This is a genomic window from Paenibacillus sp. Z3-2 (assembly GCF_054161325.1).
In genome coordinates, this window is sequence record NZ_CP096397.1 from 5,146,603 (window position 1) to 5,160,574 (window position 13,972).

10 protein-coding genes and 1 other annotated feature are annotated in these 13,972 nt (G+C 48.7%); all 10 genes read right to left on the bottom strand.

The window, feature by feature from the left end:
* Nucleotides 1-78: 78 nt before the first annotated feature.
* Nucleotides 79-2,745 carry a valine--tRNA ligase gene (locus M1D71_RS23075; RefSeq protein ID WP_458123836.1) on the bottom strand — a complete coding sequence of 889 codons (2,667 nt, stop codon included), beginning with the start codon at nt 2,743-2,745 and terminating at the stop codon, nt 79-81.
* A gap of 60 nt (nt 2,746-2,805) precedes the next feature.
* Nucleotides 2,806-3,090 (bottom strand) — a binding site (T-box leader).
* A 156-nt stretch (nt 3,091-3,246) separates the two neighbouring features.
* A complete protein-coding gene (locus M1D71_RS23080; RefSeq protein WP_458123837.1) occupies nt 3,247-4,833 on the bottom strand; it encodes a LysM peptidoglycan-binding domain-containing protein in 1,587 nt (528 codons plus the stop codon).
* Nucleotides 4,834-5,201: 368 nt separating this feature from the next.
* Nucleotides 5,202-6,107, bottom strand: coding sequence for an RluA family pseudouridine synthase (locus M1D71_RS23085; RefSeq protein WP_458123838.1), 906 nt, complete (start codon nt 6,105-6,107; stop codon nt 5,202-5,204).
* Nucleotides 6,104-7,408: a glutamate-1-semialdehyde 2,1-aminomutase gene (gene hemL / locus M1D71_RS23090; RefSeq protein ID WP_458123839.1), complete on the bottom strand. Its 1,305-nt coding sequence runs from the start codon at nt 7,406-7,408 to the stop codon at nt 6,104-6,106. The genes M1D71_RS23085 and hemL overlap by 4 nt, the downstream gene beginning before the upstream one ends.
* Nucleotides 7,409-7,434: 26 nt before the next feature.
* Nucleotides 7,435-8,436 carry a porphobilinogen synthase gene (gene hemB / locus M1D71_RS23095; protein ID WP_458123840.1) on the bottom strand — a complete coding sequence of 334 codons (1,002 nt, stop codon included), beginning with the start codon at nt 8,434-8,436 and terminating at the stop codon, nt 7,435-7,437.
* A gap of 101 nt (nt 8,437-8,537) precedes the next feature.
* A complete protein-coding gene (gene cobA / locus M1D71_RS23100) occupies nt 8,538-10,100 on the bottom strand; it encodes a uroporphyrinogen-III C-methyltransferase (RefSeq protein ID WP_458123841.1) in 1,563 nt (520 codons plus the stop codon).
* A gap of 4 nt (nt 10,101-10,104) precedes the next feature.
* Complete coding sequence (gene hemC / locus M1D71_RS23105; RefSeq protein ID WP_076216941.1) at nt 10,105-11,061, bottom strand: hydroxymethylbilane synthase; 957 nt, start codon at nt 11,059-11,061, stop codon at nt 10,105-10,107.
* A 2-nt stretch (nt 11,062-11,063) separates the two neighbouring features.
* Nucleotides 11,064-11,714, bottom strand: a complete 651-nt coding sequence (locus tag M1D71_RS23110) for a precorrin-2 dehydrogenase/sirohydrochlorin ferrochelatase family protein (protein ID WP_458123842.1) — start codon at nt 11,712-11,714, stop codon at nt 11,064-11,066.
* Nucleotides 11,715-11,719: 5 nt separating this feature from the next.
* The gene (gene ccsA / locus M1D71_RS23115; protein WP_458123843.1) at nt 11,720-12,547 is read right to left on the bottom strand and encodes a cytochrome c biogenesis protein CcsA; all 828 of its coding nucleotides are present in this window, start codon (nt 12,545-12,547) and stop codon (nt 11,720-11,722) included.
* Between the two features lie 14 nt (nt 12,548-12,561).
* Nucleotides 12,562-13,947 (bottom strand): glutamyl-tRNA reductase, encoded by a 1,386-nt coding sequence (gene hemA / locus M1D71_RS23120; RefSeq protein ID WP_458123844.1) that lies wholly within the window; start codon nt 13,945-13,947, stop codon nt 12,562-12,564.
* Nucleotides 13,948-13,972 lie beyond the last annotated feature (25 nt).

The following is a 13,972-nucleotide window of genomic DNA, read 5'->3' on the forward strand; positions in this document are numbered from 1 at the left end:
CTGATTCACCTTCGGTCCCGAGTTTGATTGAAAAAAGCGGCCGGATGGCATAACAACTCTCCATCCGACCCAGATATATTAACCTTTCAGTTCCTTGATTCGTGCAATCACTTTATCCCGTTTATCGGAATAATCTGCTTGCTTGGAGCGCTCTTCCTCAATAACCTTGGCAGGAGCTTTGGCTACAAAGCCTTCATTCGCCAGCTTTTTCTCCACACGGAGTACTTCGCCCTCAAGGTTCTGCAACTCTTTCTCCAGGCGAGCCACTTCTTGCTCGATATCAATAAGACCTGCCAGTGGCAAGTATAGCTCTGCCCCCGTAATGATCGCAGTCATTGCCTTATCCGGTGAGCTTAGCTCCAGCCCACTATCGAACTCGGACGTATTACAGAAACGTTTGATGTAGTGACTGTTACGCGCAATGATACTGGACGTCTCAGCACTGTTTGCTTTGACCATCAACTCGATCTTTTTGCTCATCGGCACGTTCACTTCTGCACGAATGTTCCGAACTGCACGAATGGTATCCATGAGCAGGTTCATCTCGGCAACAGCCTCTGGATTCTCAAGTGCAGGATCATATACCGGCCAGGAAGCCAGCGTAATGGTCTCTCCCTCATGAGGCAGATGCTGCCATATCTCTTCGGAGATGTATGGCATAAACGGATGAATCAGGCGCATCGTCTGATCCAGTACATAAGCCAGCACGGATTGTGTTTTCTTCTTGGCAATCGGATCTTCTCCGTAGAAGGACAGTTTCGCAAACTCAATGTACCAGTCACACAGGTCATCCCAGATAAAGTTATACAGCACACGGCCCGTTTCCCCAAATTCATACGCTTCGATTAGACGCGTAATATCACGAGAAGTTTCGTTCAGACGGTGTAAAATCCAATAATCCGCTGTGCCAAGCTCTCCGCTAATGTCACGTTCCTCATAGGTGAATCCTTCCAGATTCATCAATGCAAAGCGTGAAGCATTCCAGATCTTGTTGGCAAAGTTACGAGCCTGCTCCACCCGTTCCCAACGGAAACGCAGATCCTGACCTGGCGTGCTACTGGTTGAGATCATGTAACGCATCGCATCTGCGCCGTATTTCTCAATCACATCGAGCGGGTCTACACCGTTCCCCAATGATTTGGACATTTTGCGTCCATCTGCGTCACGAACAAGACCATGCATCAGCACATCCTTGAACGGAATCTCGTCGGTGAATTCCAATGCAGTGAAAATCATACGTGCAACCCAGAAATATATGATGTCATACCCTGTCACAAGTACACTTGTCGGATAATAACGTTGCAGATCTTCCGTATCTTCCGGCCAGCCCAATGTGGAGAATGGCCATAATCCGGAGCTAAACCATGTATCCAGAACGTCCTCATCCTGTCTGAGCTTGCGTCCGGCATTCTCTGGCAGCGTCGTCGGGTCTTCAGCAGATACGATGATTTCACCTGTTTCCTCATCATACCAGGCAGGAATACGATGTCCCCACCACAGTTGACGCGAAATACACCAGTCACGAACGTTCTCGATCCAGTTCAGATAGGTTTTCTCAAAACGATCCGGAACAAAATTAACCCCTTCGCCGCTCTGTTGTTTCTTAATCGCTCTCTCTGCAAGTGGCTTCATCTCAACAAACCACTGGGTAGACAGATACGGCTCAACAACAGCTCCAGTACGCTCACTGTGTCCAACCTGATGCGTGTGATCTTCGATATTGATCAATACGCCTTGCTCTTTCAAGTCAGCAACAATCTGCTTGCGGCAGTCACTGCGATCCAGTCCCTGATACTTGCCTGCCTCTGCATTCATTGTGCCGCTCTCATCCATCACCGTAATTTGAGGCAGATCATGACGAAGACCTACTTCAAAGTCATTCGGATCATGCGCAGGCGTGATTTTAACGGCACCACTTCCGAACTCTTTATCCACATAATCATCAGCGATAATTGGAATTTCGCGCCCAATGATAGGCAGTACAAGTACTTTACCAATCATATCTGCATAGCGCTCATCCTTCGGATGTACAGCAACCGCTGTATCGCCCAGCATCGTTTCAGGACGCGTTGTTGCCACGGTAACGTAGCCACTTCCGTCTTTGAGGGGGTAACGCAGATGGTACAAGTGACCCTGAACCTCTTTATATTCAACCTCAATGTCAGACAGAGCTGTCCGGTTCACCGGGTCCCAGTTAATGATCCGTTTGCCTCGGTAAATAAGGCCTTTTTCATACAATTGAACAAATACTTTGCGAACCGCTTGGGACAGACCTTCATCTAGCGTAAAACGTTCACGGGAGTAGTCAAGCGACAACCCCATTTTGCCCCATTGCTGACGAATGGTAGTGGCATATTGATCTTTCCAGTCCCATACTTTCTCCAGAAACTTCTCACGTCCCAGATCATAACGCGTCAGACCTTCTTCACGCAGTTTCTGCTCCACTTTGGTTTGGGTAGCAATGCCTGCATGGTCGGAACCCGGAAGCCACAGTGCATCATAGCCCTGCATCCGTTTCGTACGGATCAGTATATCCTGCAGTGTAAAATCGAGCGCATGCCCAATGTGCAGCATCCCGGTCACATTCGGGGGTGGGATAACAATCGTGTAGGGCTCGGCATCTTTACGTTGACCGGCTTTGAAATATCCACGTTCCATCCAGGTGGAGTACCATTTATCCTCTGCCGCCTTTGGATCGTAAGTGGTCGGCATTTCTGTTGCAGCTGATTTTTTTTCCTCAGACATGTGTCATTCCTCCGTTACTTATCATCTTCGCCAAAAAAAACAAAAAAAACCTTTCATCCATCAAAGGACGAAAGGTTAGCTTTCGCGGTACCACCTTTGTTTCACGCTGACAGCAAGATAGACTTCACCCTCTGTACATGACGTGACACTTCAAGCAGATAACGGCTGCGACCGGCCCATCCTACCTCAGAAATAAATGATGACGATAAATCTCATTCATCCCTTGTATTCAAACAGGCAACTCCCGGGCGACTTCGATCAGTTGGTTCCTGCGGAATCTCACAGCGCTACAATTCCACTCTCTGATAGGTCATACTGTCTACTACTCCCGTTCCACGTTGTTCTTCAAAAAACATACACACATCATACCTTGCTCGTGCGTGATAGTCAACCTGACAACAGCGGAAAAAGAGCGCTGGAATGCAGGTTTAGGACGAATTATGCAAAAACCCGCAATCCTCAAGGGGATCACGGGTCCTAACGAAGGCTTTTAACTACGGATTAAGGAATGTACAATATCTGACCTTCTTCCACAACCTGTTCAGATAATCGGTTATATAACTGAAGTTCCCTCGTGCTCAATTGGTATCGATCTGCAATGGCATCAAGTGTATCTTCTCGCTGAACGATACACAGTTTCACCTTGCGGAATGGGGTCTGATCCACGATCGTCCCCAGGAACAGATTCTTCCACTCCACATCATCCGCGGGATACGTCTCTTCCTGTGTCACACCAGCAGGGATCTCCTCGCCTCGCTCCACTTCGGCATCGCGCGTTGCTCTACCAGAGGATAACAAGGAAGAGATGCCTACGCCCTCCTCTTGCCTTGGTGCGGATTCTTTCTTGCTGCCAAAAGCAACCTTCAACTCTGGCTTGTCTTCCGTCTCCCCCACAGGTTCAGGAACAAATGCTTCGTTCTGCACGAACTCGTCTGCCCCATTCGCTTCAAAGGTCGGACGATCCTCCTCCGCTTTGTCTGGTTCGGACGAAGCAAATACACCCTGCCAGTTCTCCGCCTGTGATTCCACCGGAACATCGGCAACGGCCGGATTCTCCTGCTGGGGTACAGATCTCGCTGATTCGAAGTGCCATACGTCAGGTGCATCCGGTGCACTCGGTGGTGCCAACTCATCAGATGATTGTGCAGCCAGCTCAGAGGTTTGTTGATCTGAACTTCTAGGGTTTGCAGGCAATGCATCTACGGAAGGCTCGGACAACACAGGAGACTCTTCCTCGAGAGGTAGCAACGGTTCTGATTCAGGGTAAGAAGCTAGCCGATCAGCGGTCTCAGCCATAAATGACGAGATGGGAGTAGGTTCGCTGTATTGTTGCTCATGGGATGCCAATTCATCTCCATCCGTTATCAGAGATGCGAGATCTTCGTTTGCATCAGGTTGTCTGGGATCGTTAGCATTCTCTGCGCTTTGCTCTTCCGACTGAATTGACTCGGTCGAAGACGGAAGTGCATATTCCTGCTGCCATTCTTCGTTATTTCTTAAGGTCTCTTCTCTTGTGGACAGATCAGCGAATTCCGGGGCACCATATGCGAGTTCTGCTGCATTCGCAAGTCTCTCTTCCTCACTCCGCTGGAGCAGATACTCTTGTGCAAATGCATTGGGATCGCTGCCTGACTGTTCTGCTTCATCGGAACGGTTGAGTTGCTGAGAGTCAGGTGAGTGAACAACAGTAAACTCATCTGCTGACCACACTTGTGGCTCCTCAACAGGAAAACCCTCGATGCCTCGCAGCGACAACACGCCTGTAATGTTCAGACTACGATTGGATAACAGATCCACGTCAAAATTTTCGATTTCGATGGAAATATCCTCGATCGATCTGACCCGGTTCAGAGGCACCGTGATCTCCACAGGAATGAAGTGTTTGAGCTCCTCTGAAGACTCGTTTTCTCCTCTGTACGCACCTGTAAGTAACAGATGCCCTCTTAACGTGGCATGATCATCCTGCCCTATGACTTGAATGCGCGGGTATAGTTCAATTTCCTCCAATTCCTCAATTGCAGGGACTCCCTCAGACAAATGAACGCGCTCATAAATATCGAACCGCAAACCATAAGGTTGATTGAACAAAGGTGGCGTCCTCCTTTCGGCATATGTTCACCATGATCCTTCTCATGGGACTGATCCATGGTCCAAATCCTTCGTTATCACATCTATATGCCTTAAATGGGATGGGCATGCCACCTTTTGAAAAACCTTGATATATAAAGCGAAATAGAGAATGTTGCACCTAGCCACTTCGATGACAGAATAACCTTCCGATCACTGTTATCCCCAGATTTTTTTGATTCCCTTCTTCAAAGGGAAAATCCGGGGATAGCTTATGCTTCCGAAGCAGCTTTCTTTCAGAAAGCTTTTAGGCGAACGCTTCGCTTCTTCACGTTATTTCTGTCCTCTCCGTTCTCGTTTAACTATTAAAGTTCGCTTTATATCATTTATTAATACACCTTTTCACGCTCCGCCAGTTGTGTGAAATCGGATGGCCAAGGGTCATTCACTTCAATCATCGCTCCGGTTAAAGGATGACTAAACTTAAGCATCTCTCCGTGAAGTGCTTGCCGTCCAATGGCATCCGCTCTACCTCCATACAACGCATCACCAATAAGCGGGTGTCCAGCATAACTTAGGTGAACACGAATTTGGTGAGTGCGTCCTGTATCCAGCTTTAAACGAACAAGAGTTGTTCGTTCCCATACTTTGACGATCTCTACATGAGTAACAGCTTCTTGTCCACCTTCTGAGACACGTCTGCGCTGCTTGTGATGTCTGTCCTTGCCAATCGGAGCATCAATTTTGTGGAGTTCAAGGGGGATTTGTCCACCTGCAATGGCTACATAATGGCGGCCAATCTCTTTGCGCCGCATCGCTTCATCCAGTTTTGCGAGGGCAAAAGCATTTTTGGCATATAAGACAGGTCCGGTTGTATCCTCATCCAGTCGATGAACATGGCGTACGCTCGCCTGAATTCCATTCATTTCATAATAGCAAGCAACCGCATGATCCAGCGTGATCGCCTGATCAGCACGGCTTCCGTCTGGATGCAGTTTCATGCCTGCCGGTTTGTGCACAACCAGACAGAAATCATCCTCATACAATACATCCACCTCAGCCCAGCGTGGCTCGACATCAATCGGCTGGGACGCAAAAAGGGCCAGCCGAAGCCGGTCCCCTGCAAGTTGTATGCCTTGGTTTGCTTTCAGCTGACGAAGCATTTTCTCCGGAAACTGAAGCTCAGACAATAGCCACTGTTCTGCAGCCATCTGTTTGTCTGAACTGCCTGTTACGGCTTTCCCTGGCATCAGCTCAAGCCATTCCCCGCGGCGTTTCCAACTTTTGATGGTCATAGCGATTGAAGAGCCTTACGATTCGCCTCGATCGTATCATCAATATCCTGCTCCGTGTGCACACCAGAGACAAACATGCCTTCGTATTGCGAAGGGGCAACACTCACACCTTGATCAATCATGGCCGCAAAATAACGACGGAATTGATCCAGGTTACTTTCTTTGGCAATGTCATAGTTGGTTACCGGAACGGCACTGAAGAACGGACAAACCATCGAACCAACACGGTTAATGGTTATCGCTACACCCGTCTCAGCTGCATTTTTCTCGAATCCGGCTTGAAGACGTGCTGACAATGTCTCCAGACGGTCATAGACCTCTGGTGTTAACAATTTGAGCGTGGTATACCCTGCTGCCATAGCCAGCGGATTCCCGCTTAGTGTACCCGCCTGATAAATCGGTCCTGTAGGTGCAATCTGTTCCATCAGATCTCGACGACCACCATAAGCGCCAACTGGAAGTCCGCCACCGATTACTTTGCCCAGACAAGTCAGGTCAGGTGTAACCCCAAAGCGTCCCTGGGCACAGTTCAGCCCTACGCGGAAACCGGTCATGACTTCGTCAAAAATAAGCAAGCTGCCATACTGCGTCGTCAAATTGCGCAAGCCTTCAAGGAAACCGGAAGCCGGAGGTACAACGCCCATGTTACCCGCCACAGGTTCTACAATGACAGCGGCCAGTTCTTCCCCATAACGTTCAAAAGCAAGCGTCACGGACTCCAGATCGTTATAAGGTACTGTAATCGTATTTACAGCTACCCCTTCAGGTACTCCCGGACTATCTGGCAGACCCAGCGTTGCAACACCCGATCCAGCCTTAATCAGCAAGCTGTCAGCATGTCCATGATATGATCCTTCAAACTTCAGAATTTTACTGCGTCCGGTTACCCCGCGTGCCAGTCGAATGGCACTCATCGTTGCTTCCGTACCGGAATTGACCATCCGAACGATATCGATGGAAGGTACACGCTCACATACCAGTTTCGCCATCTCGGTCTCCAGCAAAGTCGGTGCACCAAAGCTTGTTCCTTTCAAAGCTGTCTCACGCAAAGCTTCTACTACGGCAGGATGAGCATGTCCCATGATGAGTGGTCCCCACGATCCCACATAGTCAATAAAAACATTGCCATCAATATCGTAAATTTTGGACCCTTCTCCACGCTCTGCATAGATCGGGGTAAGCCCCACCGATTTGAATGCGCGAACAGGGCTGTTCACACCCCCGGGTATGTACTGCTTTGCTTCTTCAAATGCGCTGCGTGAGCGCTCATCATTGCGACGATTGCTATGTTGTGCAGTCATGAATATCCTCCTTAATATAATTTATTTTATTTCTCAGCCAGCCAGCGTGAAGCGTCTTTTCCGTAGTACGTAATAATCATATCTGCGCCTGCGCGTTTCATGCTGAGCAGGATTTCCATGGCGACTTTTTCCTCATCAATCCAGCCTTGCATCGCCGCTGCCTTCACCATGGCATACTCGCCACTGACATTATAGGCCACAAGCGGCAGATCAAATTGATCCTTAATCGTACGCATGACATCAAGATAGGACAGGGAAGGTTTAACCATTAGCATATCCGCTCCTTCGAGCACATCCGTCTCCGCTTCACGCAGGGCTTCACGCGCGTTCGCCGGGTCCATCTGATACGACTTGCGGTCTCCGAATTGTGGTGTGGAATCCGCAGCTTCACGGAATGGACCATAGAATGCCGACGCGTATTTTACAGAGTAGGACATGATCGGAATGTGACTGAAGCCATTCTCATCCAGCCCGGCACGGATCGCTTGTACAAATCCATCCATCATGTTGGATGGTGCAATAATGTCCGCTCCTGCTTTGGCTTGGGACACTGCTGTTTGCACGAGTAGATCCAGTGATTCGTCATTTAACACATCTCCGCAGATGTGGCCGTCAATCTCCACGGTGTGTACCATACCGCAGTGACCGTGATCCGTGAATTCACACAGACAAGTATCTGCAACAACCAGCAGTTCTGGATACCACGATTTGATCAATCTCGTCGCTTCCTGCACAATGCCATCTTCAGCAAAACCAGATGAACCTACACTGTCCTTGGTCTCCGGGATACCGAATAATAGCACGGCTGGAATCCCCAACTCGGCAATTTCCGTTACTTCTTCCTGAAGACGATCCAGCGAGAAGCGGAACACGCCAGGCATGGATTTGATTTCGGATTTTACATTATGTCCATATGTCACATAGATCGGTTGAATAAAGTCATCCACGGTTAGATGGGTCTCTCTGACCATATTGCGAATACCTGTGGATTGACGTAAACGGCGATGCCGTACAATTGGAAAACTCATACGTGTAAACCTCCTTGGAAATTAAATAGAGCAAAAAGGGAAGCGCGCTGGTATCCTATCGAATTCAGCACGCTTCATATGTTGACATGATTACATGTGTATTAATTTCGAAGAGCGCCTTCTTTGGTGCCTGTCCGTTTCCAGTCGCAGAGCACTGTGATCAAGCTATCCATCGTTGCTTCCTCTGCCATCAGTGTAACCTTTAGTCCAGCTGCCTCTGCCGTCTTCGCTGTAACAGGTCCGATACACGCAACCTCCACATCTTTCAATAAAGGCAGTGGATCTTGCAATCCCATACGTTTCAACATACTCATGAAGTTGGTAACCGTCGATGAACTTGTAAAGGTCACCGCATGAATGCCACCTTCTTCAAGCATCTTAATCAGTTCATCATCATCCTCACCAGCGAGGATCGTATCGTAGATGATGGCTTCAGTGACATGAAGTCCTCGTTCTCTCATCTGATCACGCAACCATGTACGTGCCAGATCACCGTGTGGAAGCAGTACTCTCTGACCTTCCTTCAGTTCGCTTTCAAAAGCCTCAAGCATGCCTTCGGCCTGGAAAGGGCCTTTGACAACTTCAGCAACGATGCCATGTTTGCGCAAAGCATCTGCTGTGGAAGGTCCTACGGCAGCAATTCTCGCTTGATGAATCGAGCGAATGTCCTTGCCTTCCTGTTCCAGATGGCGGAAGAAAAACTCAACGCCGTTCACACTTGTGAAAAATACCCAGTCAAAGGTATTTAAAGCACTGAAGGCGTCTTTAACACTTTGCCTGGCAGATTCACTGGACGGCATAACCGTCTCAATGACCGGAAACTCGTACGGTTCCCCGCCGAGTTCCTCGATACGATTCACCAGTTCACTCGCCTGACTGCGAGCACGGGTCACCAGAATTCGTTTGCCAAATAGCGGCAGCGCTTCTGCCCATTTCAACTGTTCCCGCTGATTGACGACATCCCCCACCACAATAACTGCAGGCGGTTGGAAATTGGCTGCGATCACTTTCGCTTCTATATCTTCAAGGGTACCTGTAATGGTATCCTGTTCCGCTCGTGTTCCCCAACGAATCAGAGCCACAGGTGTTTGCGCTGGACGACCATGACGAATCAATTGTTCGCTGATATATCCAATTTTGGCAACCCCCATCATAAATACAAGTGTGCCCGTTGCATTCGTCACTTTATCCCAATGGATACTGCGATCAAGCTTGTCCGGACTCTCATGCCCCGTAATAATAGAGATGGAAGATGCATAGTCACGGTGAGTCACAGGAATTCCAGCATAAGCAGGTACACTTATCGCAGCGGTTACTCCAGGTACAATCTCAAACGGAATTCCGTTTTTGTGCAGCAAATCCGCCTCTTCGCCCACACGTCCAAAGATCGTCGGGTCGCCACCCTTAAGTCGAACTACAACCTTACCTTCCAGAGCCAGATCAACCAACAGTTGATTGATCTCTTCCTGCTTCATCGTATGCCGATCCGGGCGCTTGCCCACGTATATCTTGACCGCACCGGGTTTCATTTGTTTCAACAATCTCGGACTTGCCAAACGATCGTAGACTACAGCATCGGCCTTACCGATGGTTTCCCATCCTTTTACCGTAATCAGCTTCGCATCCCCAGGACCTGCCCCTACCAAAAAGACCTTCCCCACCATGTCTTCATCCCCTAACTTCTGCCAGTATCTGCTCTGCTCCCCGTTCAATCAATCTCCAAGCCACTTCTTCACCCAGACGAACCGGGTCCTTGCCGATCAGAGCTTCTTTAAGAATCAGTCCACCATCCGGCGTGCCGACCATACCTGTCAATTGTAACGTGTTTTCACCATTCAGGGAATCTGCATCTTGCTGAGGTACCCATACCGCATGAGCACCGATCGGAACCTGACAGCCCCCATTCAATACACTGAGAAAACGGCGTTCCGCCTGTACAGGAAATGCTGTCTCCGGATCGTTATACAGCTGCAGCAAGTGCAACAGTTCCTCATCGTCTTCACGACATTCGATACCAAGCGCGCCTTGACCCACCGCCGGAAGGCATGCTGTTTCCGTCAGGTACTCTGTGATCCGGTCTTCCCAGCCCATACGGTACAATCCTGCAGCTGCCAGAATAATCGCATCGAATCCTTCGGTCTCCAGCTTCCGCAGACGGGAATCAATATTGCCGCGAATCGATTCCAACTGCAAATCTGGACGATAGGCCTTCAATTGACTGGACCGGCGCAGACTGCTTGTTCCGACTCTAGCTCCTTCTGGCAGTTGATCCAGAGTAAGTCCACCATTGGAGATCAGTGCATCCCGTGGATCTGCACGACGGGGAATAGCCCCATTCGTTAATCCTTCGGGTAACTCGGAAGGCATATCCTTCATACTATGAACAGCCATATCAATCGTACGATCAATCATCGCCTGTTCAATCTCTTTGACAAACAATCCTTTGCCTCCCACTTTTGACAACGTTACATCCAGAATGAGATCTCCCTTGGTAACAATCTTATGTACTTCAAAGTCAAAAGCTAATCCTTCGCGCTCACAAATGTCGCGTAAATCCTGAATGACATGACCTGTCTGGGTTAGCGCAAGCGCGCTCTGTCTACTTCCCACTTTAATTGTACGCATATCTACAATTCCTCCTGATTACAGGATATCCAGTCCCCGATTTCTTCTTCGGTCCACCACCGGAAATGGCCTGTACGAATATCTTCTAATATGTGCATTTCAGTTAACTGCCGGAGCAACGTGCTTCTAAGACTCGGAGAAGTTACACGTGACTTCACCTCAGTCCTCATCTGGTGCAAAAATTCAAGGTACGTCTCATACTCATCCCCGAACTGTCGTTCAAGTGTGGCACGAATCTCCGCTGCAGCTGCCGGACCTGCACCAGCTGTCGAGATGGCAATACTTAATCTCCCTCGCCTGACCACGCTTGGCGTGATAAAGCTGCTGTGCTCGGAAGACATCGCGTCATTCACCAGTATGCCCGCGGTCTCCGCATCCTGAACCACCGTTGTATTGACCTCTGAACGGTCAGTCGCTGCATATACGAGAAAGGCCCCCCGCAAATCTCCATTGCGGTAGGACCGGGCTATCCATTGAATTCGGGATTCATGATGCAGTTGTTGTAACACGGGAGTAAGCTCCGGACTAATGACCGTTATCTGTGCCTCGGCATGCAGCAATCCCTTTATTTTACGCTCGGCAACACGTCCACCACCGACCACGCAGCAATTCTTGCCTGAAGTATTCACAAATATCGGCGTGTAACGGTCCATACCCTTCACTCTCCTGTCCAACGATGAAACGCTGAATATGCATTGGATAAAAAACTCATAATGACAAATCCATATCCGATCAGTGTCCATCTTGCCATAATAATCGTAGAGAACTGTTTCCTTCTTTTGGATACAAAGTAACCGACATAGATGGCTATGGCAAGACCTGTCGAAATAACTTTGAGATCCAAAAGCAGATTCCAGCGTGTTTCCGCCACAATGGATAATACGGCAAGCATCACAGAAACACCAAGGAGCGGTGTCCCGATCAAAGTAGCACCATCCATGTACTTCCCGATCACTTCCAGGCTTGGCAACCGTCGCATCGTATCATTCCACTTTTTTTTCTTCAGCTTGTGATGCAAGAACAGATATAACAAGGCAAATACCGTACCAACGGTTAACGCTGCAAAACCGAGATTCGCCAAGGTAATATGCATAATAAGTAATCCATGAACGGTTTGCCAGTTGTGCAGTGATATCTCACCAGCCGTGAACCAGAGTCGGTTCAATACGGTAACAGAAAAACCAACAACATTCAGCAACAGAATGACAAACTCAGAACGCTGGATTCGTGTCATGGCGAGCGACATCAACACAATACTGAATGAAAATATAAACAAAAAGTCAAAGGTGGTGTAGATCGGGAAATGTCCTTCGGTCCACATACGCAAAATAACATGCGTTACCTGTAGCCCCCAAACAACAACAAGAAACCCTGTGCCTGTCCGCTTCGCCCCCGCATTGCGTCGAATGCAGTCCGAGAAATAGAACAGTAGGCTCAGGGCATACATATAGATTAGAGCTTCATAGACTTGTTCAGCAAGGGTCAAGCTGCCCACCCGCCTTATACGCCTGCCGGAGCATAAGCCGGCACGGGGTCTTGCCGGTTTTCGTTAAGGTGAACGGCTGGTTTGCCCAGAGCCGTGGCATCACTCTGATTTACTTTTTCAGCAGCCATGTCTACTGCATCTTCCAGAGCAAAAATCTGAGTAAACATACGCAGAGCTTCATCACCTTGCTTCGTACCTGCCATTTCTTTGATCCGGTTAATCGGATCTGTCGTCATTTGATTCACAATACTTTTCGTCAAACGACGAATGACTTTACGTTGGTGTTCATCGAGCTCAGGCAGTTTATTGAACAGGCTATCCATCGTTTCTTCATGAATGGAGACACCTTTTTCCTGCAAAGCACGAATGACAGGACGAACGCCCAACGTTTTGAGCCAATGGTAATAGTCCTCCATCTCAAGCTCAATCATTCTTTCAATCTTGGCAGCTTCCACCTTACGCATCTCCAGGTTACTCTCCACGATTCCTTCCAGGTCATCAATATCATAGAGAAATACGTTGGATAATTCACCAATTGCCGGATCAATATCACGTGGAACCGCAATATCAATCAGGAACAGTGGACGCGATTGCCGACGCTTCATGCTCTCCCGAACTACACCAGCATCCAAAACATAACGTTCGGCCCCAGTGGAACTAATCACAATGTCGACTTCATTCAGCCTTGCGATTGCCTGTTCCATGGTACAAGGGGTTCCCCGGAACTTGGCTGCCAGTTCCTCGGCTCTTGCGAGCGTACGATTCGCCACAATGACTTCCGATGCTCCGTTGGCATAGAGATGTTTCACGGTCAGTTCACTCATCTTGCCGGCACCCAGAATCAGTACCTTCTTGTCTGTGAACATGCCAAAGATCCTCTTACCGAGCTCAACAGCAGCATAACTGACAGATACGGCGCTCTCCCCGATGGAAGTCTCCGAATGTGCCCGTTTGCCCAGCGTAACGGCCTGTTTAAATAATTTATTAAACCAGGTACCTGTTGATTTCTCTTCCTGAGCTTTCAGAAAAGCCTGTTTCACCTGTCCAAGAATCTGAGTCTCACCAATGACCATGGAGTCTAGTCCGCAGATGACACGGAACAAATGGCGCATGGCTTGGTCATCTTCATATATATATAAGTGTTGCGTAAATTCTTCTCGTGGTACATTGAACCATTGTTCCATGAATGTTCGAATAAAATAACCACACATGTGAAGACGGTCCACCACAACATACAACTCGGTACGGTTACATGTGGCTACGATTACACCTTCCAATACACTCTTGGTCAGCTTGAGCTGCTGCAGCGCTTCAGACAAGTCCTTTTCTGCAAATGTGAATCGTTCCCTAACCTCTACAGGCGCCGTGCGATAATTCAAACCAACGACAACGATGTGCATTGCAAGTTCACCTGCCTAATAAATT

What these genes read in the sequence shown, in the direction of transcription:
- M1D71_RS23075 (WP_458123836.1), bottom strand. Translation starts at nt 2,745, where the DNA reads ATGTCTGAGGAAAAAAAATCAGCTGCAACAGAAATGCCGACCACTTAC.
- M1D71_RS23085 (WP_458123838.1), bottom strand. Translation starts at nt 6,107, where the DNA reads ATGACCATCAAAAGTTGGAAACGCCGCGGGGAATGGCTTGAGCTGATG.
- hemL (WP_458123839.1), bottom strand. Translation starts at nt 7,408, where the DNA reads ATGACTGCACAACATAGCAATCGTCGCAATGATGAGCGCTCACGCAGC.
- hemB (WP_458123840.1), bottom strand. Translation starts at nt 8,436, where the DNA reads ATGAGTTTTCCAATTGTACGGCATCGCCGTTTACGTCAATCCACAGGT.
- cobA (WP_458123841.1), bottom strand. Translation starts at nt 10,100, where the DNA reads ATGGTGGGGAAGGTCTTTTTGGTAGGGGCAGGTCCTGGGGATGCGAAG.
- hemC (WP_076216941.1), bottom strand. Translation starts at nt 11,061, where the DNA reads ATGCGTACAATTAAAGTGGGAAGTAGACAGAGCGCGCTTGCGCTAACC.
- M1D71_RS23110 (WP_458123842.1), bottom strand. Translation starts at nt 11,714, where the DNA reads ATGGACCGTTACACGCCGATATTTGTGAATACTTCAGGCAAGAATTGC.
- hemA (WP_458123844.1), bottom strand. Translation starts at nt 13,947, where the DNA reads ATGCACATCGTTGTCGTTGGTTTGAATTATCGCACGGCGCCTGTAGAG.